The following is a 23930-nucleotide window of genomic DNA, read 5'->3' as shown; positions in this document are numbered from 1 at the left end:
TTTTTCGCTTACGAACTGCCATTCCCGGTTCTTCCACGAGGGGGGGATCGCAAATTGTCCCATGCTCAAGAAAGAACCAATAAAAAAGAATGCCTGTTTAGTATTGAGAAGACATTCTTTTCTAAATTATATTAAATTTATCATATGGTTTTAAAACCGGCAAATAACAATTTAAGGCTGCCGTTTATTATTTTGTGGATGTACGATGCTCGGGCGTACTTTTGCCAAAGGCACAGACAAACGGAATAGGATCTGCTTCAAGGCCTGTGCATTGAACGGGATGAGCGGCCAGAGATAAGGAGTATTCAATGATTTGGTTCTAGCAAGAATAAGGGTATATAATGTAAAACCGATGACAAAACCTTTCACACCGAAAAAGGCAGTCAATAGTACCAGCACCATCCGGCTCATTTTATTAGCTACACTCAATTCGTAACTAGGAGTGGCAAATGTGCCAATCGCTGCTACAGACACATAGAGAATAACTTCCGGGATAAACATCCCCACATCGATAGCTATCTGTCCGATTAATACAGCTGCAATCAAACCCATTGCTGTTGATAATGGTGTAGGAGTATGAATGGCAGCTACCCTTAAGAATTCAATTCCGATATCTGCTAACAAAATTTGAATGACCACTGGTATACTGCTCTCTTCATTGGGACCGACGAAAGCCAGAGCTTCAGGAAGTAAAGAGGGCTCCATCACCATCAATAACCAGAATGGCAATAAAAATATCGATGCAAAGATACCTATAAATCTTATCCATCTGATAAAAGTCCCGACTACCGGGGATTGGCGATATTCTTCCGCATGCTGGACATGGTGGAAATAAGTGGTAGGTGTGATAATCATACTAGGCGTTGTATCTACCATGATTAATACATGCCCCTCGAATAAGTGGCTGGAGGCAACATCGGGCCGTTCGGTATATCGTACCATAGGAAAAGGGTTTCGTCCTTGTTTCACGATATATTCTTCCACCGATTTATCAGCCATGGATAGTCCGTCAATTTCAATATTCTTCACTTCTTCTTTAACCAGCTTCACTAACCCTGGATCAGCTACATCTTTTAGATAGGATATACATATATCCGTTTTGGACCTGGTGCCTGATTTGATTATTTCATGGCGTAAACGACCATCCCTGATTCTCCTTCGGGTCAATGCAGTATTTTCAATAATATTTTCCGTATAACCATCCCTTGAACCACGAACGACCTTCTCCGTATCAGGTTCTTCGGGAGAACGTCCGGGATAAGACCTTACATCTATAATAAACGCCTTTTTTTCCCCATCAACAAAAATCACCGCTAATCCAGAAAGCAGCTGTGTGATACACTCTTCCATGGATTCCACAATTTCTACCTGCTGGTGTACAAGATGTTCATAAATTCCTTCGAACACTTTTTTCGTCCTCGACTGCTCTTCTTCCCATTCCATTAACTCTTTCATCAATTCAATGATGTAATCTGTATCTACCAGCCCAGTGACATAATACATATTCAGCTTTCTTCCTAAAATCGGAAACTGACGGAATCCGACATCAAATGATTCCTCGATACCCACTTGTTCATCCATGAATTTTTCCACATCATGAAGACGCGTCATCACGTTCGTTTCCTTCTGTTTTGCCATTACGCTCGCTCTCCTTTCTCTATCCCTGAACACTTATTACCCTATTTTTTTACCCCTTTGGTTTGAAAAAGACAGCGACTAAAAAGCCGAACAAAATTGCCGAAGCGATACCGGCTGAGGTGAGCTGGAAAATCCCTGTAGCAATCCCGATAAAACCATGCTCTTTCGTCTGTTCCATCGCCCCGTGCAATAACGAATGCCCAAAGCTTGTGATCGGCACTGTCGCACCAGCACCCGCAAACGCAATCAAATTATCATACAAATCAAAAACGTCCAGCACAGCTCCCGCCACGACAAATGAAGACATAACATGCGCTGGTGTAAGTTTTGCTACATCGAACAATAATTGACCAATAACACATATCCCTCCACCGACAAGAAAAGCCCAAAGGTAATCCATCAGACATCCTCCTCTCGGACCAGGACGACTCCGTGAGCGATGGCCGGGATGGATTCTTTCTGCTGGACCATGGTAGGGCTCATCAATGCTCCAGTTGCCACTACCAATATTTTTTTATAACGGCCGGATGCCAGATCATTCAGTAATTTTCCATAAGTCACAACAGCGGAACATGCACACCCACTTCCCCCACTAAAAACGGGCTGATCACTATGATAGATCATGAGACCGCAGTCGTTATGCACTTCTTCGACATCAAAACCATCTTCCTTCAGCATATCCCGGACGATAGGAGTGCCTACTGCGGATAAATCGCCAGTAGCAATCAAGTCGTAATCTTTCGGAGAGCGTCCCATATCCTGAAAGTGTGCTTTGATTGTGTCATACGCTGCTGGTGCCATCGCAGACCCCATGTCAAAAGGATCTTTCGTGCCATAGTCCATTACACGGCCGATGGTGGCTGACTCAATCCGAATGTTTGATTTTCTTTTTGAAAGCAGAGCTGCACCGCTGCCGGTAACGGTGAAGGTTGCAGTTTTCGGCTTTTGACCACCATATTCCGTGGGATAACGGAACTGTCTTTCTGCCGTGGCATTGTGAGAACTTACAGCTGCGATTATCTGTTCTGCGAAACCTCCATCAATCAACGATGCTCCAGTGGCTAACGTTTCCATAGAAGTCGAACAGGCGCCAAACATACATAAAAAAGGTATTCCAAGCTCTTTCGCTACATAGTTAGCAGTCACATTTTGATTAAGCAAATCACCAGCAAGGAACAAATCCATCTCTGAATGATCTTTTCCTGCCTTTTGCAGACAGGCATGGATCGCATCCTTCATCAATTGACGCTCAGCCAACTCCCAATTATCCTGGTTGCAATGCAGTTCGTCATACGTTTGATCAAAAAAAGAAGACAAGGGACCGTCAGCTTCCAGCGGACCCACAGCTGTTCCTGATGCATTAATATAAATAGCATTGTTGTATAACCAAGATTGCTGTCCCATTTTAGCCATGATTGATCCTCCTAGAAGAAATGTTGCCAAGCATATCTGAGCATTCCGAGTACATAAGCGGCCACCACTCCAAAGACGATGACGGAACCTGCAAGCTTGAATAAGTTGGTGGCAACTCCCAAAACCAATCCTTCACTCTTGTGCTCAAGTGCAGCAGAAGTAATAGAGTTTGCAAAACCTGTTACAGGTACTGCCGACCCTGCTCCCGCAAATTGCCCGAGTTTGTCATAGACGCCAAATCCAGTCAGCAAAGCGGAAGCCAATATTAATGTTGTAACAGTGGGATTGACCGCTTCCTTTTCTGAAAAGTCGAATACATTCACATAAAAGTCAGTCAAAGCCTCACCAATCACACAAATTAACCCGCCAATTACGAACGCTTTCAAACAGTTTAAAAAATAATTCGGCTTAGGCTGGTAATTTTTAATTGTCTTATTATATTGATTTTGGACAAACTTATCGCTCATCGTCTTACCTCCCACATTCATCTAACAAAAATGATCCAATGAAATAGTGATCCGGAAATTTTCCCAAGTACAATAGCCATCATCAATAATAGCAGCTGCCCCTCCATCCCGATTCGTTTCGTCAGTAATGGGAAGACGTTCAAAACTTCTGTCAGCGCAGCTGCCAGCATGCCGATAAAGACACCGTGCAGTAACCCCCAAACAGCTATAATCAGATCAGGAAGCAGGATTGCTTCATCACCAAACGAGAGATAGATGCCTGCCAACGTCCCCAGAATCACAGCCGTTTCGTATATTCGTATTCTGTTTGTCGAACGACTCAATTGCATCAATCTGGGAATAATGCCCAGTACGGTCAGAAAAGCGACAAAACCCGTCCCGACAGCAAGTCCCGCCGCCAAACCAATAAAGACTTCAACTAGAATGTGGATCATCTTTTTTTTCCACCTTGTTTTCATTGATCGTTACATAATCATCCATGCTTTGTTGGTACTTAAAAACTTCTACATCCAGTGGACTTGGTTCTTCATTGATTTTTTTATTAAAAATATGGTTAAAAAAAAGAATCATACCCAGACCAAGACCGATGGAATAAGGAATCTGAATCCAAAAAGGATGTTTCACTTCTTCTCCGGTCAACATAAAATGGAGCTTTTGTTGTACGGCTTCCATGCTTACATCATAATGAAAATTCATAATTGCCATAGCCGCACCGACGAATAATAATAACCATATACCGGCAACCATCCAAATAGCCGGCTTTCTCCTCTTCGTTGTGATAGTAATGATGGTTTGCGCTGGCCCTATTAATTGGACTTCGATTTCAGGTAATAGTTCTGCCATTTTTTCTATCACTAAAACACCATCGATAACAATGATGTTTTTGTCTTTGTTTGTAATATAATGCAGTGGGATGGTTTCTAATTTTTGTTTAAGGGGCAGAGAACAAGCAAGATAAGCGATGTCTTTCAAAAAAACAGGCCGATAGCTTGTCATATCCACTTTTTTTCTCAGTCGAACATATACAATGTTTGACATAGACACCACCCTTTTTCTTCCACGCCTTTGCTTCTTAGTATGGATGTTAAGCAAAAAAACATGCACCTGCTCTCCAGCTGAAGGCATATAAAAAGACGCATCAGGTACAATGCGTCCAAAGTGGAGATTAATCAGGTTCCATTTGCTCTTTAATCTCCTTCAGTATTTTCTTTTCCAGCCTGGAGACTTGAACTTGTGATATTCCCAATCGTTCCGCTACTTCCGTTTGGGTCTTATCTTTAAAATACCTTAAATAAATGATCAGCCGTTCCCTTTTATCAAGCTTGCGGATGACATCCTGAAGCATCATCTTATCGAACCACTTGGTATCGTCTTCAGCCATTTGGTCCAGCAATGTAATAGGATCTCCGTCATTTTCATAAACAGTTTCGTGAATGGACTGGGGAGCACGCCCGGCTTCTTCTGCCAGTACAACTTCTTCTGAAGACATATCCAGCGCTTTCGCCATTTCATCAATGGTAGGTGATCTACCCAGTTCTTTCGTCAATTCTTCTTTTTTTCGGCGGATTTTATTATTCATTTCTTTTAACGACCGGCTAACTTTTACACTGCCATCATCCCGGATAAAGCGCTGAATCTCTCCAATAATCATTGGCACAGCGTAAGTAGAAAATTTCACATCATAGTTCAAGTCGAATTTATCGACCGACTTCAATAACCCAATACAGCCAATTTGGAACAGATCTTCCTGATCATAACCACGATGGATATACCGTTGGACAACTGACCAAACCAACCGTACGTTCCTTTCCACTAACATATCCCTTGCTTCCTGATCACCTTCTTGACTCTTGGCAATCAGGGCCCTGACATCTTCGTCCTTCAACCGCTTCTGTTTTTGACTCACATCCACATTCATCGCGGGCCCCTAATTACAGTACGCTTTATTTGTAGTCATATGTTTGATCAGGCGGACAGTCGTGCCTTCCTCAGGGCTGGAAATGACATCGACTTTGTCCATGAAGTTTTCCATAATCGTAAAACCCATTCCAGACCGCTCCAGTTCAGGTTTTGAAGTGAACAGAGGCTCTCTGGCTTCGTCAATGTCTGCTATACCTTCACCATAGTCTTGAATCATCAGTTCCATTTCTCCATCATTAAGTGTACATGAAATATAAATCTTTCCGTCTGGACGTTCATGATATCCGTGTATGATGGCATTGGTCACTGCTTCGGACACGACCGTCTTGATTTCTGTCAATTCTTCCATTGTCGGATCAAGCTGACTTACAAAGGCAGCTACAGTCACCCGGGCAAACGATTCATTTTGACTGACGCTTAAAAACTCCAGATTCATACTATTTTTCATGAAGCCACCCCCAACATCTCTAAAGCGAATTCTTCATTATCGACAAGCTTCATGATTTTGAACATCCCTGATAAATCGAAGAGCCGTTTGACTTCTGGAGAAATCGAACAAATCACCATTTCTCCTCCTAAAGCGTTGATTTCTTTGTATCTTCCTAAAATCACACCAAGGCCTGAACTGTCCATAAAAGACAATCCTTCTAAATTTAAAATGACATGACGTACCTGGTGCTGATTAAGAATCGACTTCCATTCTTTCTTCAAATTTTCTGCTTCATGGTGATCCAGTTCACCGACTAATCTTACAAGAAGGACATCTTCTTTGCGGGCAAAATCGACATTAAGACTCACTATGTTTACCTCCTCTTTCTTTGCGTTAGTGAGTCTTTCTGTTTTGCATCCTCTTTTTCCTGCAAGGTGACAAAACTAGTGAGGATACGCTAAATCTTTTAATAAAATGACAGTATTATCAACGGTGTGCCATGTTGCCTAAGGTTCGTTTAAATAGTTGCCATACGTTGCCCTGTTTCACGCTCTTTTCAGCTACTAATGGAACTTCCGTAAGCACTTTACCTCCCTGCTTAACCTTTACTGTCCCTAATTGACTGCCTTCCTCAATTGGCAGCTGAATATTCTTGTCATATTCCATGGACGTTGCTAAATTATCCAGCTTTTGTCCTTTACGTTTCAGCAAAGTAACAGGAGTTTTCGTTACCACATTTAACTCTGGTTGATTGGCTCTCGCTAAATGCAAGGTGCTCATTTTGTGACCTTTATCATATAATTGTTCTGTTTCAAACTGGCTGTAAGCAAAGTCAAGCATCTTAGCAATATTTGCATTTCGTTCTTTTGGGGTCTTCGCTCCCATCACAACCGCAATCATTCGCATCCCATTCTTTTCGGCTGTAGCCGTCAAACAGTATTTAGCTTCGTTGGTATAACCTGTTTTCAAACCATCAACGCCTTTATAGTGCTTGACCAATTTATTAGTATTCACAAGCCAGAATTCATTTTCTTGACCTTTTCGTAAATAGTCTTCATAAATACTGGTGTAATTCGTTATCTCTTCATACTGTAATAACTTTTTAGCCATAACTGCCATATCGTGAGCCGTGCTATAATGGTCTTCTTCAGGAAGACCAGTCGTATTTTTAAAGTTAGTGTTCTTTAAACCAAGCTTTTTCGCTTTTTCATTCATTTTTTTGACGAATGCTTCCTCACTTCCAGCAATTCTTTCTGCTAAAGCCACGCTTGCGTCATTACCCGAAGCAACAGCTACACCCTTCAGCAGGTCTTCTACCTTCATTTCTTCCCCAGCCTCAAGAAATATTTGAGATCCACCCATAGAAGCAGCACGCTCACTTACCCTGATGGTCTCATCCAACTTGATGATTTTATTATCTAAAGCTTCCATGATCAGTAGTAAGGTCATGATCTTTGTCATACTGGCGGGGGGTAACTTTTCATGTGCGTTCTTATCAAATAAAATTGTTCCACTGCTATTCTCCATTAAAACTGCCGATTTTGCCCCTTCAGCCAGTTCTATTTGATTGGACTCTTGCCCATAGGTTACAGGGAGACTTAATGTACTTACAAGCATGAAAACAGTGAAATAAATGGCTATTTTTTTCATTCACTTTCCCTCCATTCATAGTTATAGTTATATTTTCCAACAATCTACCGTTTTATTACGAAACACTAAGAAAATTATTAAATAGACGATATATTTATTATGTAAACCATAGCTATGTTAAATTCTAGAATACTTATGAAAAGGCCCTGTTATATCTCAGTGTTGGCTTTACAATTAAAGCTCCCTTTTCCTTAAGACTCAGTTTTGAGATAGTGGGGTCCGTTACCATGAGAGGAATGGGATGGTTCGTGAAACGATTCGCTTTCCTGCGGGGGGCCTCTTCCTCGGGCTAAAGCCCTGTGGAATCTCGCCTAACCCCTTCTCCCGCGGGAGTCTCCTCGTTTCCCTTCCCATCCAGCCAGTTTTGTACTAAACGGACCCTTCTTATGTGGAGCTGCAATCTTCATCTTGAGGCATTTATAAAGGATATAAATGGTGCAACGTCTTCTTTCAAAATTATCTTAGGGCTGTTTACACAAGTGTGATTTTGAGAATTCCCTATGGCAAGGTCCGAGGGGAACGGCGAGACTCCTGCGGGATGAAAATGACAGGTGAGACCCCGAAAGACGAAGTCTGAGGAGGCTCAGCGCATGCCCGCGGAAAGGGAGTCGTTCCCCACCGGACCCTTATTCAGATAAACATCTCGAAATCGAGTGTTCCATGAAACGGCCCACTAGTTGAAGAAGCCTGTTATGAAAAATCAACAACGACGTTTAAAGGAGCCTATGAACAAGGAAAGGATGAAACTCTCAATAATAATCACAAAGGGGCTGCCCCAGTAAGTCTTTTTAAGACCTATGGGACAACCCCCTGTAGGGTGGAGACTAGTTGATTACTTTATGAATTAAAGTAGGTGCTGTCACTTTTTCTTTTGTAATCGAATATGCTTCTTTCACTTTCATGATCGAGTCTTCAGGGTTTTCTTCATCACTGTTCAAAATCACCAACGGTTCCCCGGCTTTTACTTCATCCCCAATTTTTTTCTTTAATGTAATACCGACCGCATGGTTTATTTCGTCCTCTTTCGTTGCACGTCCAGCTCCAAGATACATAGCAGCTACACCGATAGATTCTGCATCAATGGCTGATACATATCCATCCTGATCGGCGGTTACCTCTACTTTATATTTGGACTGTGGTAATTTATCCAAGTCATTGATCATGTCTATATTCCCGCCCTGAGCAGCAATAAAGTTACGGAATGCTTCAAACGCTTTTCCATTCTCCAAATTCTTTTCAAGCTCTGCATATGCTTCCTCATAACTTGAGAAAACCTCGGCAAGCACCGTCATATGAGAAGCGATTTCTAAGGAAAGTTTACGAAGGTCTTCTACGTTTTTGCCTTGCAGAATTTCCGCTGCTTCTTTTATTTCGTTAGCATTCCCCACTTCAAAACCGAGCGGCTGGTTCATATCACTTATGACAGCGACTGTGTTTCTGCCGAGGTTTTTACCGATATTAACCATCTCTCTGGCAAGTGCTTCTGAGTCTTCAAGGGTCTTCATGAATGCTCCAGTACCTGTTTTGACATCCAGTACAATACTATCAGCACCAGAGGCGAGCTTCTTACTCATAATAGAACCGGCAATCAATGGAATAGAATCCACTGTAGCTGTGACGTCACGTAGGGCATATAGTTTTTTATCAGCTGGAGCCAAGTTACCTGTCTGTCCGGCAACAGCAAGTTTATGAGTATTGACGTTATTGACAAACTCTTCTTTCGTCATTTCGATATGAAAGTCTTCAATCGCCTCGAGTTTATCCAGTGTGCCGCCTGTATGCCCAAGCCCACGGCCTGACATTTTGGCAACTGGAACACCTGCAGAAGCCACCAACGGCCCTACGATAAAGGTGACTTTATCGCCCACCCCGCCGGTTGAGTGCTTATCGACAATGTGTCCTTCGATGCCTGACAAGTCGATTGTCTCTCCGGAATCTACCATTGCCTGCGTCAAGGTTGCTGTCTCATTTTCAGTCATACCTTTGAAATAGATAGCCATAGTCAAAGCAGAGGCTTGGTAATCTGGAATCTCACCTTTTGTATAACCCTCAACAAAAAACTTGATTTCTTCCTCATTAAGCTCCATACCATTACGTTTTTTCTGAATTACATCAACCATTCTCATTACGATCACCCTTCCCCTTTTATGATGCAGGCATAGACTTTAGAATTTCTTTCACAAATCCAAGAAAATCTTCCCGTACTTGTGCTGTCGTTTCAATTACTTCGTCATGCGTCAATGGCTGATTTAAAATTCCTGCGGCCATATTGGAAATACAGGAGATACCAAGGACTTTGATGCCGGAATGGCTTGCCACGATTACTTCCGGAACGGTAGACATACCTACCGCATCCCCACCAAGAGTACGGAGCATCTTTACTTCGGCTGATGTTTCATAAGCAGGTCCGGTATTCCCGACGTACACACCATTACGGACTTTCAACCCAAGATTATCTGCGCATTTTTGTGCGGTTTGAATCAACTCTTTATTATATGCCTGGGACATATCAGGGAACCTGGGTCCCATTTCTTCATCATTCTTACCGATTAAAGGGCTGTCTCCCATGTTGTTGATATGATCGGTTATTATCATTAAATCACCTGGGTCGAAATCTTCGTTTACGCCACCTGCCGCATTGGTAACAAACATTGTTTCGATTCCAAGCTGCTTCATCACTCTGACCGGGAACGTCACCTGTTGCATGCTGTACCCTTCATAATAATGAAAGCGCCCTTGCATGGCGATGACCTGACGTCCTTCCAGTTCGCCGATCACCAATTGACCTTTATGACCGGAAACAGTCGATTCCGGAAAATGAGGGATCTCTCCATAGGGGATGATAACAGGGTCCTTGATTTCGTCCGCTAACACTCCAAGCCCTGACCCCAGGATCAAACCAACTGTTGGCTGCTGAGATAGTTTATTTGAAATAAATGAAGCTGATTCTTTGATTTGTTCGATATTCATGCTTTCACCCTCCATCACTTAATTTCTTTCAAAAAGCTTTGTCCATAATCTGGCATCTTGATTTTGAAGTTGTCCGAAACAGTTGCTCCGATGTCCGCAAACGTTTTACGTTGATCCAACTGCTTCCCTTGCTCGATTCCTTTATGGTAAGCAAGCAGTGGCACCAATTCACGCGTATGATCTGTACCGTGATGAATCGGGTCGTTTCCGTGGTCAGCTGTAATTAAGAGCAGGTCATCCTCTTTCAGTTTCTCTAACACCTGCGGAAGTCGGGCATCGAAGGCTTCCAGAGCCTCGCCATACCCCTGAGGATCACGACGGTGGCCGAACTTCGCATCAAAATCCACCAGGTTCAAGAAGTTGAGTCCTCGGAAATCCTTATCCATAGAAGCTACCAGCTGATCCATGCCGTCCATGTTGTCCGTGGTACGGATTGCTTCTGTAACACCTTCACCATCATAAATATCGGAAATCTTACCTAAAGCGATGACATCCAGACCTTCATCTTTCATTTCATTCATCACTGTACGCCCAAACGGCTTAAGGGCATAGTCATGGCGGTTAGGTGTGCGCTCGAATGCACCTGGTTTTCCGACGAACGGACGGGCTATTACGCGGCCGACCATATATTTTTCATCAAGCGTAAGTTCCCTGGCGATTTCACAAATTTCATATAATTCTTCCAGAGGCACAACCTCTTCATGAGCAGCAATTTGCAAAACGGAATCAGCCGATGTATATACGATCAATGCACCTGTTTCCATATGCTCTTCGCCTAATTCTTTCAGGATTTCTGTGCCGGAAGCAGGCTTATTACCGATGACTTTACGCCCGGTGCGTTGTACTAATTCATGCAACAGCTCATCCGGAAAGCCATCCGGAAACGTACGGAACGGTTTATCAATATACAAACCCATGATTTCCCAGTGACCAGTCATGGTATCTTTGCCATTCGAGGCTTCCTGCATGGTAGTATAATGTGCTTTGGGAGCCTTTGCTTCCTCAATCCCCATAATGTTGCGGATATTGCTCAAACCGAGCTCGCCCATATTCGGCATCTTAAGACCACCCATGTGCTCAGCAATATGACCAAGAGTGTCTGCACCTTTATCATTGAACTTAGCCGCATCCGGAGCCTCACCGATACCGACAGAATCCATTACTATTAAGAATACTCGCTTGAAATCATTCATTATTAATTCCCTCCTGTAAATTACATTCCTTATCCTTACCAACATTACACAAAAAATAGAGATGTAGGATGTCAGACAACTATTTTTGTAAAAAAGAGTTTATGCCCGTGGATGGTACGAGCGATAAACATCTTTCAAACGTGTTTTACTTACATGTGTATAAATCTGCGTTGTTGAAATATCCGCATGCCCGAGCATTTCCTGCACCGCTCGTAGATCTGCACCATTTTCTAATAAATGAGTAGCGAACGAATGGCGCAGCGTATGAGGAGTAATCGCTTTTTGAATGCCTACCTCACGGGCAACCGCTTTCAATATCTTCCAAAAACCCTGTCTGGATAATGGATTTCCATGATGATTGACGAATAACTCTTCCGTCTGTTTTTTCTTGACTAAGCCCGGTCTCGATTTACTTAAATAATCTTCTACCGCTTCCTTAGCCATATCTCCAAGCGGAATGATCCGTTCCTTAGACCCCTTGCCGAAACATCTTACAAATCCCATTGTAAGATGAAGATCAGTGACCTTCAAAGACATCAGCTCAGAAACACGTAAGCCGGTGGCATAAAGCATCTCAAGCATCGCCCGGTTACGTAAAGTGAGTGGGTCTCCTCCTTGCAGGTTCAATAACTTGTCCACTTCCTCTGTGGAAAGCACCTTCGGCAGTCTCCGTTCTTTCTTGGGGGTCTCGATATGTAGACTCGGGTCATGGTCACTCACCTTTTCTCTAACCAGAAATTGATGAAAAAGCCTGACAGAGGACAAGAGTCGCGCTACTGTTGCAGAAGAACGACCTTCATCATTCAAATGGTACATATATTTCATGATGTGCGTTCTCATCACATCATCCCAGGCTTTGATAGACAATTGGCTATCCAAAAAATCAGCATATTGTCTTAAATCACGCTGGTAGGATTTGATTGTATTTTCCGATAATCCCCGTTCCACAGTTAAATAGTGGAAAAAATCATCCAGTGCATGCTTCAGCATACGTCTCTACTCTCCCAATTGAAAAAAAATCGATAATCGTTCTGGCCAACTGATATCTTCCTGATTGAATACCTTTACAGCCGCGCCCTTCGGCTCATCATAACGATGCATACGCTCATATTCCAGGTGGACCATTCGTAATGCCATATAAAAAAAGGAAGTACAGAGGACAAATACAATAAGAACCTTCAACGTATCCTTGAAGAACGACCATACGTGTTTCATCACTACGCCCCCTTGTCAATCTCATTAACAAGGTATGCCATCCCTCTAGGAAAATATACATAAAACAAAGATTCTAATCTACTTTAAAACTACAATAAATATAATAGAATGTAAAGAAGACCAGGCTAAAAGCAAAAACCAGCTATTTTTCACACTTCCATACTACCATACTATGTACATATAAACGGGCGAAAAAAGCAACAAAAAAGTGAACACGTCCTTCCGCATTCACTATTCTTCATGCTATAAAATTATCAGGCTACATCCAGTCAGGATTTAACCGTTTCTTTTTGACAGACGCGGCAAATACCATGAAAGGTCAGGCGGTGATCTTTCACTTGAAAGCCCCATTGATTTTCAACTAATTTTTCAACATCGCCAAGAAGATCTTCTTCTATTTCTTCCACTGCACCGCACTCAATACATACGAGGTGGTGATGAAAATGTTCGGCACCTTCTTTTCTTAAGTCATAACGGGATACCCCGTCGCCGAAATTTATTTTATCGACAATTTTTAACTCAGATAATAATTCTAAGGTCCGGTACACCGTAGCGAGGCCGATTTCTGGCGCCTTCTCTTTGACGAGGAGGTAAACATCTTCTGCACTTAAGTGATCCTCTTCATTCTCCAGCAATACTCGTACCGTCGCTTCCCGCTGCGGGGTCAACTTGTAACTTTGTGAATGTAACTGTTTTTTTATTCTTTCGATACGATGCTCCATGTAGCGTCCCCCTCCCTCGCAATTCCATTTTAATTATAAGCAGAGAAGGAACAGGTGTCAAATTACAATCATTACAATCTGCTTTCAATAATTATTCCAATCTGATATTGACAATCACTATTTATAAAGCCATTTCACTACCCACTCTAATGTTTGATTGGAAAGAAAAGCTTCAATAAAAGATGCAATGACCAGACATGCGATTAAAATGGCAAACAGAATTCCATATTGAAGAAAAATAGTCATAATCGGCTGGTGGACCCGCTTGGAAAACAATTGCCTGAATAAAGTAATCGAAAAAATCATCGCTAATGCACCTGCTATCAAATAAATAGGGATGATCAGCAAATTTTGTGGGGCAATTGAAACGGAAGAAATCAACAATCCATACCAGCCCATCTGGTTAACTAAAAAGCCGACGGAAAAACCCACGACGAGACCTTTAATGAATAATAAAACCGTAATGACCGGCATACCGATCACAGAAATACCCAGTATAAAAATCAATAGCATATATTTCAAGTGGTAAGCTAAACTATCCCAAAACAGCGTGGGCTTTGAAACAACATCGGTATTGATCATCTGCTGAAAAAATTGATTCAAATAGAAATAAAGGTCCTGTTTTTGAATGAAATTCATACTATTTACGATAACTGCCCCAAATATGATTCCGATTAAGAATAGCACGGAGATGAAAATATAAATATTCATATAACTGCTAAAATGATTTTTCAAAACCCGTTGCTGTGCGTACATGCTTTCCTCCACCCCTTCTCAAGCTATCTATTACAACTCTATGAAGTGAAGAAAGAAAGTAGACCAACGATTCTATGAATTACTCAGGACTTTTCCGTATTTCCCGCCTCCTCCAGCTTCGATTGTTACTTCTCCTTTTCTTAACGAAAGAATGCGGGCAGACAGCTTTTCAGGTATGACTTCGTTCAATTCAGCCTCACCAGCATGATGGATGATGTTCATTTCTGTGCCAAACCTTCTTAATAGAGTCTCATAGGTTTTGGGCCCGAGGGAAGGTAAATATTCAAGAGGCACCTGATAGATATATGGCGGACGCTTTGGGTATGAGTCAATGGAAGAAGCAAGTTCCTTGATTCTTTCCGCTACGCCTTTGACCACTTTCTTTGAATTACATGCAGGGCAAGGAAGCTCATAAACTGCCAGTTTGGCTCCACAGCCGTTACAAACAGTTTCATGATATTTCCCTAACATCGGATTCATGCCATAGTTTGCTTCGATGCTCCTGCCTTCCTGCCCCCGGAATGCTAACCCCAACTCATGGAAAGAGGGGGTCTGCAGTTGTACCCTTTGATATTCCCTGCCGATCTTACCCAACGAGTGTGCGTCAGAATTAGACACAAATGTATAACTTGATAACTCTTCTATCTGCTCTGCCATCGACGTATCCGAGCTTAAACCCAATTCGACTGCATCTATTTTTTTCGGATCAAGAACCTCAGCTAATGATCGTTTGATCCCTTTACCATATAAACTCTTAAATGGAGTGAAAACATGAGCAGGGATGAACCAGCCACCCATGCTGTGGACATAGGTTTGCAATTCCCGGGCGCTTCCATAATACCGTTGAGAGCTCAGGTTGACATTTTTCATTCGTTCAGACAGCCAGGCAGTAAATGCTTTCATTAATGAAAAGTAAGGGAAATAACACAAGACATGAATAGGCCCTTGGCAAGTATCATCATAGATTTCCACTTCCGCTCCTAATATTAGGGTGGTATTTTCAAATCGGATTCCGCCTTCTTCCAATTCCTCTGCATACCCTCTATCAATAAAATCCTCGAGTTCATCCTGGACGGCAGGAGCATGACTGTCAATCACACCAACCATGTCCATGCCTTTCCGCCTGCTTGCTTCTTTTAAAATGTTTGTCAGTGTAAGCGATTTTCCTCCACTGATTTTAACTGGTCGCCTGTTCCAATCCCGACCTATATGGATATGCAGATCGACATAATAGGAATGTAAAGCCATGTCATACTCTCCTGTTTTTCAAATAAAGCAATGCGTAGGCTGTCTTAGCATCGTGGATACTTTGTTCAGCCATTAACCGTTCCGCTTCTTCTAAAGGGATTTCATAGACTTCTACAAATTCATCTTCGTCCCCTGCTACAGCGTCATCCAGCCGTTGTAATTGGTCGGTAAAATATACATAAACCAGCTCATCTGCAAAACCAGGTGATGTATAGAAAGAAGTGACCAGCTCCATATGCTCTGTCGTATATCCTGTTTCTTCTTCCAGTTCCCGTTTTGCTGTCACCTCAGGCGCTTCTCCTTCTTCCAGCTTCCCTGCCGGTATTTCCAGGATGCTTTTCTCCAGAGCTTTACGATATTGTTCAACAAAAACAATGTTATTTTCATCCGTCAATGCTATAATCGCTACAGCACCAGGATGCTTGATCAACTCTCGTTTAGATGTATTGCCATCGGGTAAAGTAACACTGTCGACTTGTAGTTTTATTACTTTACCATTAAATATCTTCTCCGTATCAATCGTTTTTTCTTCAAATTTTTTCATGACCAAAACTCCTCTCTGCTACACTACCGCCATTCTAACACATTGCCATTCGACAAGGGGATGGCGGAGGTAATTTTGATAAAGAAAGGATGTTCCCAATGAACAAACGACAACTCGGAAACTCCGACCTGCATGTATCGGAAATTAGCCTTGGGTGTATGAACCTTGGTACAGATGAGACAAAGGCGAAGGATATCATCGACCGTGCGCTTGATGCAGGCATCAATTATGTGGACACTGCTGATCTATATGATTTTGGAGAAAATGAAAAAATCGTCGGAAAGGCTATCCAGCACCGGCGACAGGATGTCATTCTCGGCACCAAAGTCGGCAACAATTTTGATAAAGAAAAAAAGGACTGGCATTGGGACCCTTCAAAGGAACACATCAAGAAGGGGGTAAAAGACAGTCTTCAACGGCTTCAGACCGATTATATCGACCTCTATCAGCTTCATGGTGGTACGATTGATGATAATATGGATGAAACCATCGAGGCGTTTGAAGATTTGAAACAGGAGGGCCTCATTAGAGAATACGGTATTTCTTCGATCCGCCCGAATGTTATCCGTGAATATGTGGAACGCTCCAGCATCGTAAGTGTCATGATGCAATATAACGCTTTCGACCGCCGTCCGGAAGAGGAGATGCTTGACCTCCTCCACACCAATAACATTAGTGTGCTTGCCCGGGGGCCGCTGGCGAAAGGCATGCTAAGCAATAAAGGTGCAAAAGTCGTGGAGTCAAAAGCAAAAGACGGTTTCCTGGAATACAGTTATGAAGAAATGCTGGCACTGACAGAAAAACTCGAGGATTATGTGAATGAAGAGCGAACCCTAAATACGCTAGCCCTTCAATATGTCCTGCATCATCCGGCTGTAGCGACGGCCGTGTTCGGGGCCAGCTCTGTGGAACAACTGGAAGAAAACCTGGAGTTTTTGGAATCCGCTCCGTTGACGGAACAGATTTTCGGCGAAATCCAGGCCATGACCAGTCCGATCACCTACCAAAAACACCGGTAATAGAACAAAATTTATAATTTTCTAGACAATATAAAAAACTAAGGCTGCCTGATGGAGTGCGCTACATCAGGCAGCCTTTCATTTGAACTTTTTCCAGTCCATTTCACTTTCTTCCAACAGTTCTTCGAAACTTTTGTTGGCTTCCCTTTTCTTCCGTTCTTCTATTTTACGTTGCCGTTCTTTTTCCTGATCTTCTTTTTCTTTTTGTTTCAGCTTCGTTTTTTTCGACTGCAACTGACTGACGATATCCACGTTCAATCGCTCACTCAATCCGCCTTTTTCAGTTGACCGCTTTTTGCTCATACGCTGTCTCCTTTCATCACTTCCGATCCAGGGATGACCGGGTTAAGTATTTCATTAGGGCTGCTCAGACGAAGTGACCCATTGACTACCGCAAGCCGCAACTGCTCGGCGAAGAAAACAGCCTGCTGCTTATGGACGATCACATCGAATTCGTCACTTTTCACCTGTTGGTCCCACTCGGTCCGTTCTTCCGTCCAACGGAGTGTTGGTACTCCATTGACTCCACAGCCACAGCCTTCTGTATCATAAAATAATCGTAAATAACGCTTATTGTCCGGATTCAACGATTGCAACTTCGTTTTTGCTTCACTAGTCATCGTAAATTCCATGCCATCCCTCCTGTCAGTTTTATCATAATGAAATTTTGATTCACAGGCAAAAGAGAAGATCGGATTCACGCGGGTTTTGAGAGACCACTGTTTCCGCGGGAGTGGCACGGATCTCAAGCTGTCAATAGCTGGTATCTCACTCTGCAAAATGTCCACCGACAAGCTTGCTGCGATGGAGGGCCGTACCTGCTTCGGTATACGAAACCGCCCGAAGCAGCGAATCGCTGCCGTACTTCTCCCGTATAGCATCCATTACATACCCCAAATCCCGCTTCCGATCCCGTCCTCTGTCGAACAAATCTAATTGAATGCTCGCATCCTCCGAGATATTCGATAAAGAAATAGAAATACTCCGTACTGTCTTTTCCTCATAAAATTCCTTGAATAACTGGAGGCAGGTATAATAAATATCCATCGTAATGTTGGTCGGCTGATCCAGACTGCGTGAACGGTGGAAGCCTCCACCTCCTTCGGTTTTACTATAGCCTATTCCGAGGCTGATGGTCCTCCCTGCTTTATCATTGCTCCGCGCCCGCCTGGCTACTTCTTCACACATTTCCAACATAACATGTTTCACGTGAGCGGGATCATGATAATCGCGAAGAAGAATCTGACTCTTCCCATAGCTGATCTGCCCCTGGATGATTGGAGCCCCAAGCTCGGATAGATCAACCCCATGTGCATGGTAGAACAGTTGATTGCCCATTACGCCGAACACTTTTTCCAACCGTTCCAATGGATAATGTGCGAGCTGGCCAACCGTGGTGATCCCCATCCGGTTCAATCGTCGTTCCAGCCGTGGACCAATCCCCCACATTTCCCTAAGTGGAGAAACCGGCCACAGCTTTTCCGGTACGTCGTCATACGTCCATTCGGCGATGCCTTTTTTCTTCGCTTCTAAATCAAGACAGAGCTTTGCCATCAGCATATTTGGGCCAATTCCGATTGCCGCTTTGAGATGGAAGGTGTCTTCCAGTTCCGTCAAAATCATCGAGGCTATTTCCTCTGCTTCTCCGAACATCCGCTCGCTTCCATCAACCTCCAGGAAGCTTTCATCAACGCTATAGGTATGGATTGCCTCTTTCGGTACGTATTTATGAAACAGCCGCGTTACCTCAGTGGAAATCTCTAAGTAAGTACTCATCTGTGCCGATACAATAACAATATCCGGATCATTGGGTATTTCAAACAACCGGCTCCCTGTCCGGATGCCGTAATCCTTCTTCATGGCGGGAGATGCGGCTAATACTACACTTCCTCTGCGGTTTGTATCCGCCACCACTGCCAGGTGGCAGGTCATCGGGTCAAGACCGCGTAAAATAGCTGCACAGCTGGCATAAAAACTTTTCATGTCGACACAAAGCACTCGACGTTCCGGAAATAATTTGTAATCGATTGCTGGATTACCCATTTCCGTCACACCCCTTAGTTTATCTTACTTTATATTATGCGAATATACGTTCGTATATGCAAGAGGGAATTAATGTAAAAACATTGGAGGAATGCTATCCGCATACAGAAAAGCCTGGCGATCAAGGCGCCAGGCTATTTTTTATTGAACTGTTTGTGCAGCACCTTTTCCGTCAGACCTGGGAATTGGTAGTGCAATTTACTTCCTGCTTCCATCCAGGCAGGAAGGTTAATCTCCCGCTTTTCCTTGAATAATTGATTTACAATCCGGCTTGCTACCTGATTGGCATCCAGCATCCATGGTTCAACAGCACGCTGGTAATCGCCCGATGGATCCGCCTGGGCAAAAAAGTTGGTGCGTACCGGGCCAAGATTGACACCGGTGACACGGACGCCATGATGTGCCACCTCCATACGCAATGCATTCGTAAAGCCAAGCACAGCATGTTTTGTTGCAGCATATACGGCTGATTTAGGCGTTGCCATCTTTCCAGACTGGGAAGCGATGTTCACGATATGACCATTACCATGCGCTATCATATGCGGCACTACTTGATAAGTCGCTCGAAGCAAAGCAGTAAAATTCACCTGGATCATCCGGTCGATGTCCTCCCATTTCGAATCAGCGAAATAATCGAAGACCCCCAACCCTGCATTGTTGACCAAAGCATCGATTCGGTTATGCTCATTGATAATACGGTCACTGACAGCCTTCCATTCCTCTTCTTTGCTCAGGTCAGCCTGGTACCAGTAACAAGAAACATGGAACTTTTCTTCCAGTATGCTGGCAATTACCTTCAACTTATCGGAAGACCGGGCAATTAATATAGGTGTCCCTCCATTCATAGCAACATGAATAGCTATGAACTGGCCAATTCCTCCAGAAGCCCCGGTGACCAGCACTTTTTTATTCTTCACTAACGGATTCATAACGTGGCCTCCATGTTTTTGTAGAAAGTCACTCCACTATCGACCCTTGTTCCTACGGCATTTATGTCTGTTAGATAATCAAGCTGTCCGATTGTTTCAGACATGGTGAGACCAAACTGCTTCTCAAATTGCTTGGGGAACAAACGGGAACAAATTTCGAAAGTTGTCATTTCGTCTCCCCCGATAATCTCCTGAACTTTAGCCGCTCTCTTCTCCTGGCTTTCCAACCTTCTGTCAATCAGGTCATGTACATGGTTGAATATTTTCCCATGGCCAGGGTAGACATGGGTAATTTCGTAATGGAGTAATTTCTTCAAAGAGTTACGATATTGCAGCATTGGCTTAGGTCTTTCTTTACCATTATTATGGGGCGGCTCAAGCAAAGGGTTTGGAGAAATATGCTCTAGCAAGTGATCGCCCCCCAGTAAAGCTCCATCTTGTTCTCGATAAAAGGATAAGTGACTTTGGGCATGACCTGGTGTGGCAATTACACGCCACTCTTCATGACCTGGCAGCACATCTCCTTCCAGGATAGTGCTGGTCAGATTTCCTTTTGCTACATCGCCAAGAGGATTGCGCAACTCCTTTAAAAAACTAAGGTAGCGCTCAGGCACACCAGCCTGTTGGTATAAAGAATAAAAAAAGCTTTGATAATTTTGCAAAAAGCCCGGATCTCTTTTGAGCCACGTGTCTACTTGAGGATGGGCGGTCACTTCATTAAGACGGGGTAAGTATTCAATGAAACCGATATGATCCGGATGATGATGTGTCAAAATCACCTGCTCGATATCCTCGGGTCCATATCCTAGCTGTTTCAATTGGAAAACAAAAGCTTCCCAGGCCTCATCAGTTTTAACACCAGCATCAATGATAGATAGCTGGTCACCTTTTATGATATAAACATGTACATCTCCTACCGCGTAGGGAGTAGGTACCGTGATTTGATGGATTTTCTGTTTCACAATATTCATTCGTATTCCTCTCTCTTAACTGAATAGTCATTCATTTGATTATTCCATTGTAGCATGATTTTTCCATTCTCTCATCTTTTTACATCTGTTAAATCTCATTATGGATTTTACAGTTAAACTCCCTTTACTTGAAGACTCAGTTTCGAGTGAAACTGTTTCCGTTAAGGTTGAAAGCCTCTGGAGGTCCGGGAAATCACTCGCTTTCCATGGGTGTACGGTGAGCTTCCTCGGGCTACAGCCCTGCGGGATCTCACCATGTACTATTCTCCCATAGGAGTCTCGCAATTTCCCGGACCTCCTTGCATTTATGAGAGAAACGGAAACATTGTTATGGAGCATTTCGGATCAGCCAGGCGTTCAATTATTGAACAGCTTATTCAATGTATAGTGCAACAGATCAGGTAAATACTCGAATGAATAATCGAGTTCCAGACGTTCTGTCCATTGGTGAGGGTCTTTCCCTAAAGGACCGACATTAATAACAGGCATATTGAGCGTTTGCATCACGTTTTCCGGAAGCTCGAAACCACGCCCTTGAATCGGCATCAAATCCAAAAGATCGTCAAGGGGAGACTCAGCAGAAACTGGTCCAATAAAACTTAAATCGGACAGGCCGGCAAAGTACTCGACATTTTTAAGGTCGACGCCATAAGTGTTCTTTGCATAGTCTTGACAGTCTTCTACTGTTTTTTCAATGAGCGGGTCTTTTTTTGATGACACCGATGGATAAAATGGAGGACTGTAAAACAGCACAATCATAGGCCCGATGTCTTTACACAGGGAGGCAAGGTCCTGTACCAGCAAAGTGGAAAAGTCCCTGTCTCCCTGATCCCTTTGTGAGGTCAACAAGTTCTGTCGTCTTTCCACCTCGCCTTTTCCGTAACGCTTTTCCGCCTCCTGGTATAACTGTTCATAAGAAAGTACTGTCACGTCCATATCAAGAAACGACCGCTCATTTTCTGCAATATAGTGTTCTGCTTTACTATTGTAATGCTGGAGGATTTTGTTTTTTGCCCTGCCCGCTGCAGCTAAAAGCTTCTCATTGATCTCTGCTATCGTCTGTTCCATGTATAGTACGTTGTACATAGCGACTGCGGCCTGGGGGGTCTGTACAGAGTATTCCTCTTTCAAATCCCGCTGCATCAGACTGATTGGCGGCGGGGTCGTTTCTTCTCCCACCGTTTCAATAAAATCCTCACTCAATTCCAGTTCCTGTGCCAGATAACTGATCATCAAGTTGGCATTCAAGCCAGCAAACGGTTCTCCGACATGCGTTTCTTTTCCATAACAAAGGAACCCGGGCAGCACTTTACCAATCGAACCGGTGTAGAGGTAGTAAGCCGGATCTCCAGGGTATTTGCGGAACATCGGCTCTCCGTTCATCGTCGCTTTATAATTCAGCTCATGTCTATTCTTAAGTTCATCTAAAGCAGGCAGAGCGGTCAGCATACCGAGTGAATTGACTTCTTCATCAGGCACTGCCAGTATGAGAAGATTCCCATCGAATGTCCCATTCATTGCTTGTTCTAATAGGGAAAGATGAACCGTGAGACCTGCCTTCATATCCATGGTACCCCGCCCAAACAGCCAGTTGCCGGACTGGAGATCCTCAGCAGCTTCCGCAGGTAATTCTTCCAAATGATTCATCAATTCCTTCGTCAGTTCTTTGGGATGAAAAGCTAAGTTTTGAAATGATCCATAATCATCAATCCCTACCACATCCACATGAGATAAAAGCACAATGGTATCTTTCGCTTCACCATTTTTAACTAAAGCCGTCAATAGCTGGCGGCCATCTTTCAAAGGGTGTACGTCAAGATGATCCGGATTCTGTTTGAAATAAGCTTTCGACCCCAGCAGGTGCTGTAAGTATTCAATAATGGCTATTTCATCGTTACTTCCAGTAATACTTTGATAATTGACTAATGAACATAAAAGATCAGTCAACTGTCCTTTCGTTTTCCACTGCGCTTCCATCGAAGACCCACTCCTTGTAAATTGACTTTTCTTATTAAATGTCACACAATCAAAAAGAGTAAATATCGAGAGGTGACACAATTGGGAACAATGATTTTCGCCCACCGAGGTGCAAGCAAACTCGCACCTGAAAACACTATGCCAGCATTCGAGCTGGCTTATCATGCCGGTGCGGATGGCATTGAAACGGATGTCCAGCTCACCAAAGATGGCATCCCTATCCTGATCCATGATGAGAACGTCCGCCGGACCACTAATGGTACCGGATTTGTTCAGGATTATACATACAAAGAAATAAAAAGGCTGGATGCCGGAGCCTGGTTTTCTACTAAATTTTCAGATACTTCCATTGTAACATTAGAAGAATTTTTAGAGTGGGCTCATGATAAATCCATTTTCTTGAATATTGAACTAAAAAACAATGTCATTGACTATAAGCAGCTCGAGCAAATTGTTTATGATCATCTCCAGAAATTCCAGGTACTTGAGAGAACAGTTATTTCCTCTTTCAACGCTGCCAGCATGAAACGAATGAAGAAAATCGATCCGAACGTTTCTACCGCCTTTTTAAGCTCAAAAAGGGTACCAGACCTGCCAAACCATTTAAAAAAAATTGGAGTTACAGGCTTTCATACCAAATACAGATTGTTAAATAGCAATCTGGCAAATGCTTGTCGCCAGCATAACCTGGCGCTCCGCATATATACGGTCAATCGGCCATTGCAGATGAAAAAGTGCTTCAAATTAAAATGTGATGGGATTTTCACTGACGTTCCCCACCTGGCTATGGAATATCGCAAATTATACGAATAACCTATTTACTGT

At 43.2% G+C, this 23930-nt stretch carries 27 protein-coding genes; 2 read left to right on the top strand and 25 right to left on the bottom strand.

All coding sequences use genetic code 11. From position 1 onward, the window contains the following. Positions 1-171: 171 nt before the first annotated feature. The 19 genes from ACGTN9_RS04680 to ACGTN9_RS04590 form a co-directional block, all read right to left on the bottom strand. On the bottom strand, positions 172-1638 hold the full coding sequence (locus ACGTN9_RS04680) for a spore germination protein (RefSeq protein ID WP_499591011.1): 1467 nt from the start codon (positions 1636-1638) through the stop codon (positions 172-174). A 49-nt stretch (positions 1639-1687) separates the two neighbouring features. Beyond that, positions 1688-2038 (bottom strand): stage V sporulation protein AE, encoded by a 351-nt coding sequence (spoVAE, locus tag ACGTN9_RS04675; RefSeq protein WP_499591009.1) that lies wholly within the window; start codon positions 2036-2038, stop codon positions 1688-1690. Next, positions 2038-3051: a stage V sporulation protein AD gene (gene spoVAD, locus ACGTN9_RS04670; protein ID WP_499591007.1), complete on the bottom strand. Its 1014-nt coding sequence runs from the start codon at positions 3049-3051 to the stop codon at positions 2038-2040. The genes spoVAE and spoVAD overlap by 1 nt, the downstream gene beginning before the upstream one ends. Positions 3052-3062: 11 nt before the next feature. Beyond that, positions 3063-3518, bottom strand: a complete 456-nt coding sequence (gene spoVAC, locus ACGTN9_RS04665) for a stage V sporulation protein AC (protein ID WP_499591005.1) — start codon at positions 3516-3518, stop codon at positions 3063-3065. Positions 3519-3535: 17 nt separating this feature from the next. Next, on the bottom strand, positions 3536-3952 hold the full coding sequence (locus ACGTN9_RS04660) for a stage V sporulation protein AB (RefSeq protein ID WP_499591003.1): 417 nt from the start codon (positions 3950-3952) through the stop codon (positions 3536-3538). Then, the gene (locus ACGTN9_RS04655; protein WP_499591001.1) at positions 3933-4556 is read right to left on the bottom strand and encodes a stage V sporulation protein AA; all 624 of its coding nucleotides are present in this window, start codon (positions 4554-4556) and stop codon (positions 3933-3935) included. Before ACGTN9_RS04655 ends, ACGTN9_RS04660 begins: the two co-directional genes overlap by 20 nt. Before the next feature lie 127 nt (positions 4557-4683). Further along, the gene (gene sigF, locus ACGTN9_RS04650) at positions 4684-5436 is read right to left on the bottom strand and encodes an RNA polymerase sporulation sigma factor SigF (protein ID WP_499590999.1); all 753 of its coding nucleotides are present in this window, start codon (positions 5434-5436) and stop codon (positions 4684-4686) included. Positions 5437-5445: 9 nt separating this feature from the next. After that, on the bottom strand, positions 5446-5886 hold the full coding sequence (gene spoIIAB / locus ACGTN9_RS04645; protein WP_499590997.1) for an anti-sigma F factor: 441 nt from the start codon (positions 5884-5886) through the stop codon (positions 5446-5448). After that, positions 5883-6236 carry an anti-sigma F factor antagonist gene (gene spoIIAA, locus ACGTN9_RS04640; RefSeq protein WP_499590995.1) on the bottom strand — a complete coding sequence of 118 codons (354 nt, stop codon included), beginning with the start codon at positions 6234-6236 and terminating at the stop codon, positions 5883-5885. Before spoIIAA ends, spoIIAB begins: the two co-directional genes overlap by 4 nt. Positions 6237-6354: 118 nt before the next feature. Further along, positions 6355-7518: a D-alanyl-D-alanine carboxypeptidase family protein gene (locus ACGTN9_RS04635; protein WP_499590993.1), complete on the bottom strand. Its 1164-nt coding sequence runs from the start codon at positions 7516-7518 to the stop codon at positions 6355-6357. 824 nt (positions 7519-8342) lie between these two features. Next, positions 8343-9644, bottom strand: a complete 1302-nt coding sequence (locus ACGTN9_RS04630) for a pyrimidine-nucleoside phosphorylase (RefSeq protein WP_499590991.1) — start codon at positions 9642-9644, stop codon at positions 8343-8345. A gap of 19 nt (positions 9645-9663) precedes the next feature. Beyond that, positions 9664-10488 carry a purine-nucleoside phosphorylase gene (locus ACGTN9_RS04625; RefSeq protein ID WP_499590989.1) on the bottom strand — a complete coding sequence of 275 codons (825 nt, stop codon included), beginning with the start codon at positions 10486-10488 and terminating at the stop codon, positions 9664-9666. Positions 10489-10502: 14 nt separating this feature from the next. Continuing rightward, positions 10503-11681 (bottom strand): phosphopentomutase, encoded by a 1179-nt coding sequence (gene deoB, locus ACGTN9_RS04620; protein WP_499590987.1) that lies wholly within the window; start codon positions 11679-11681, stop codon positions 10503-10505. Positions 11682-11780: 99 nt separating this feature from the next. Further along, a complete protein-coding gene (gene xerD / locus ACGTN9_RS04615) occupies positions 11781-12671 on the bottom strand; it encodes a site-specific tyrosine recombinase XerD (RefSeq protein ID WP_499590985.1) in 891 nt (296 codons plus the stop codon). A 6-nt stretch (positions 12672-12677) separates the two neighbouring features. Beyond that, complete coding sequence (locus ACGTN9_RS04610; protein ID WP_499590983.1) at positions 12678-12896, bottom strand: DUF4227 family protein; 219 nt, start codon at positions 12894-12896, stop codon at positions 12678-12680. Between the two features lie 269 nt (positions 12897-13165). Continuing rightward, positions 13166-13618, bottom strand: coding sequence for a ferric iron uptake transcriptional regulator (gene fur, locus ACGTN9_RS04605; protein ID WP_028783110.1), 453 nt, complete (start codon positions 13616-13618; stop codon positions 13166-13168). A gap of 117 nt (positions 13619-13735) precedes the next feature. Continuing rightward, positions 13736-14374: a stage II sporulation protein M gene (gene spoIIM, locus ACGTN9_RS04600; protein WP_499590980.1), complete on the bottom strand. Its 639-nt coding sequence runs from the start codon at positions 14372-14374 to the stop codon at positions 13736-13738. A gap of 72 nt (positions 14375-14446) precedes the next feature. After that, positions 14447-15622 (bottom strand): endonuclease Q family protein, encoded by a 1176-nt coding sequence (locus tag ACGTN9_RS04595; protein WP_499590978.1) that lies wholly within the window; start codon positions 15620-15622, stop codon positions 14447-14449. A gap of 1 nt (position 15623) precedes the next feature. After that, complete coding sequence (locus ACGTN9_RS04590) at positions 15624-16166, bottom strand: NUDIX hydrolase (protein ID WP_499590976.1); 543 nt, start codon at positions 16164-16166, stop codon at positions 15624-15626. A 98-nt stretch (positions 16167-16264) separates the two neighbouring features. On the opposite strand from ACGTN9_RS04590, the gene ACGTN9_RS04585 reads away from it, so the two are divergent. Continuing rightward, on the top strand, positions 16265-17185 hold the full coding sequence (locus ACGTN9_RS04585; RefSeq protein WP_499590974.1) for an aldo/keto reductase: 921 nt from the start codon (positions 16265-16267) through the stop codon (positions 17183-17185). A 78-nt stretch (positions 17186-17263) separates the two neighbouring features. On the opposite strand, the gene ACGTN9_RS04580 is transcribed toward ACGTN9_RS04585, so the two are convergent. From ACGTN9_RS04580 to ACGTN9_RS04555, 6 genes are all read right to left on the bottom strand, one after another. Beyond that, positions 17264-17488 (bottom strand): DUF3886 domain-containing protein, encoded by a 225-nt coding sequence (locus ACGTN9_RS04580; protein ID WP_499590972.1) that lies wholly within the window; start codon positions 17486-17488, stop codon positions 17264-17266. Then, entirely contained in the window at positions 17485-17817 is a 333-nt protein-coding gene (locus tag ACGTN9_RS04575; protein WP_499590970.1) for an iron-sulfur cluster biosynthesis family protein, read from the bottom strand. The genes ACGTN9_RS04580 and ACGTN9_RS04575 overlap by 4 nt, the downstream gene beginning before the upstream one ends. Positions 17818-17953: 136 nt before the next feature. Then, a complete protein-coding gene (locus ACGTN9_RS04570; RefSeq protein ID WP_499590968.1) occupies positions 17954-19228 on the bottom strand; it encodes a Y-family DNA polymerase in 1275 nt (424 codons plus the stop codon). A gap of 134 nt (positions 19229-19362) precedes the next feature. Then, positions 19363-20157, bottom strand: a complete 795-nt coding sequence (locus ACGTN9_RS04565) for an SDR family NAD(P)-dependent oxidoreductase (RefSeq protein ID WP_499590966.1) — start codon at positions 20155-20157, stop codon at positions 19363-19365. After that, entirely contained in the window at positions 20154-21128 is a 975-nt protein-coding gene (locus ACGTN9_RS04560; protein ID WP_499590964.1) for an MBL fold metallo-hydrolase, read from the bottom strand. The genes ACGTN9_RS04565 and ACGTN9_RS04560 overlap by 4 nt, the downstream gene beginning before the upstream one ends. Before the next feature lie 357 nt (positions 21129-21485). Beyond that, positions 21486-23105 carry a M20/M25/M40 family metallo-hydrolase gene (locus ACGTN9_RS04555; protein WP_499590962.1) on the bottom strand — a complete coding sequence of 540 codons (1620 nt, stop codon included), beginning with the start codon at positions 23103-23105 and terminating at the stop codon, positions 21486-21488. Between the two features lie 90 nt (positions 23106-23195). Between ACGTN9_RS04555 and ACGTN9_RS04550 the strand changes: the two genes are divergently transcribed. Beyond that, positions 23196-23918: a glycerophosphodiester phosphodiesterase gene (locus ACGTN9_RS04550; protein ID WP_499591293.1), complete on the top strand. Its 723-nt coding sequence runs from the start codon at positions 23196-23198 to the stop codon at positions 23916-23918. The last annotated feature ends 12 nt before the right edge of the window (positions 23919-23930 follow it).

Source organism: Halobacillus sp. B23F22_5 (assembly GCF_043497085.1).
Lineage (GTDB): Bacteria > Bacillota > Bacilli > Bacillales > Halobacillaceae > Thalassobacillus.
This window is presented reverse-complemented; position numbering and strand designations above follow the sequence as displayed.

What these genes read in the sequence shown, in the direction of transcription:
- ACGTN9_RS04680 (WP_499591011.1), bottom strand. Translation starts at nt 1,638, where the DNA reads ATGGCAAAACAGAAGGAAACGAACGTGATGACGCGTCTTCATGATGTG.
- spoVAE (WP_499591009.1), bottom strand. Translation starts at nt 2,038, where the DNA reads ATGGATTACCTTTGGGCTTTTCTTGTCGGTGGAGGGATATGTGTTATT.
- spoVAD (WP_499591007.1), bottom strand. Translation starts at nt 3,051, where the DNA reads ATGGCTAAAATGGGACAGCAATCTTGGTTATACAACAATGCTATTTAT.
- spoVAC (WP_499591005.1), bottom strand. Translation starts at nt 3,518, where the DNA reads ATGAGCGATAAGTTTGTCCAAAATCAATATAATAAGACAATTAAAAAT.
- ACGTN9_RS04660 (WP_499591003.1), bottom strand. Translation starts at nt 3,952, where the DNA reads ATGATCCACATTCTAGTTGAAGTCTTTATTGGTTTGGCGGCGGGACTT.
- ACGTN9_RS04655 (WP_499591001.1), bottom strand. Translation starts at nt 4,556, where the DNA reads ATGTCAAACATTGTATATGTTCGACTGAGAAAAAAAGTGGATATGACA.
- sigF (WP_499590999.1), bottom strand. Translation starts at nt 5,436, where the DNA reads ATGAATGTGGATGTGAGTCAAAAACAGAAGCGGTTGAAGGACGAAGAT.
- spoIIAB (WP_499590997.1), bottom strand. Translation starts at nt 5,886, where the DNA reads ATGAAAAATAGTATGAATCTGGAGTTTTTAAGCGTCAGTCAAAATGAA.
- ACGTN9_RS04635 (WP_499590993.1), bottom strand. Translation starts at nt 7,518, where the DNA reads ATGAAAAAAATAGCCATTTATTTCACTGTTTTCATGCTTGTAAGTACA.
- ACGTN9_RS04630 (WP_499590991.1), bottom strand. Translation starts at nt 9,644, where the DNA reads ATGAGAATGGTTGATGTAATTCAGAAAAAACGTAATGGTATGGAGCTT.
- ACGTN9_RS04625 (WP_499590989.1), bottom strand. Translation starts at nt 10,488, where the DNA reads ATGAATATCGAACAAATCAAAGAATCAGCTTCATTTATTTCAAATAAA.
- deoB (WP_499590987.1), bottom strand. Translation starts at nt 11,681, where the DNA reads ATGAATGATTTCAAGCGAGTATTCTTAATAGTAATGGATTCTGTCGGT.
- xerD (WP_499590985.1), bottom strand. Translation starts at nt 12,671, where the DNA reads ATGCTGAAGCATGCACTGGATGATTTTTTCCACTATTTAACTGTGGAA.
- ACGTN9_RS04610 (WP_499590983.1), bottom strand. Translation starts at nt 12,896, where the DNA reads ATGAAACACGTATGGTCGTTCTTCAAGGATACGTTGAAGGTTCTTATT.
- fur (WP_028783110.1), bottom strand. Translation starts at nt 13,618, where the DNA reads ATGGAGCATCGTATCGAAAGAATAAAAAAACAGTTACATTCACAAAGT.
- spoIIM (WP_499590980.1), bottom strand. Translation starts at nt 14,374, where the DNA reads ATGTACGCACAGCAACGGGTTTTGAAAAATCATTTTAGCAGTTATATG.
- ACGTN9_RS04595 (WP_499590978.1), bottom strand. Translation starts at nt 15,622, where the DNA reads ATGGCTTTACATTCCTATTATGTCGATCTGCATATCCATATAGGTCGG.
- ACGTN9_RS04590 (WP_499590976.1), bottom strand. Translation starts at nt 16,166, where the DNA reads ATGAAAAAATTTGAAGAAAAAACGATTGATACGGAGAAGATATTTAAT.
- ACGTN9_RS04585 (WP_499590974.1), top strand. Translation starts at nt 16,265, where the DNA reads ATGAACAAACGACAACTCGGAAACTCCGACCTGCATGTATCGGAAATT.
- ACGTN9_RS04580 (WP_499590972.1), bottom strand. Translation starts at nt 17,488, where the DNA reads ATGAGCAAAAAGCGGTCAACTGAAAAAGGCGGATTGAGTGAGCGATTG.
- ACGTN9_RS04575 (WP_499590970.1), bottom strand. Translation starts at nt 17,817, where the DNA reads ATGGAATTTACGATGACTAGTGAAGCAAAAACGAAGTTGCAATCGTTG.
- ACGTN9_RS04570 (WP_499590968.1), bottom strand. Translation starts at nt 19,228, where the DNA reads ATGGGTAATCCAGCAATCGATTACAAATTATTTCCGGAACGTCGAGTG.
- ACGTN9_RS04565 (WP_499590966.1), bottom strand. Translation starts at nt 20,157, where the DNA reads ATGAATCCGTTAGTGAAGAATAAAAAAGTGCTGGTCACCGGGGCTTCT.
- ACGTN9_RS04560 (WP_499590964.1), bottom strand. Translation starts at nt 21,128, where the DNA reads ATGAATATTGTGAAACAGAAAATCCATCAAATCACGGTACCTACTCCC.
- ACGTN9_RS04555 (WP_499590962.1), bottom strand. Translation starts at nt 23,105, where the DNA reads ATGGAAGCGCAGTGGAAAACGAAAGGACAGTTGACTGATCTTTTATGT.
- ACGTN9_RS04550 (WP_499591293.1), top strand. Translation starts at nt 23,196, where the DNA reads ATGATTTTCGCCCACCGAGGTGCAAGCAAACTCGCACCTGAAAACACT.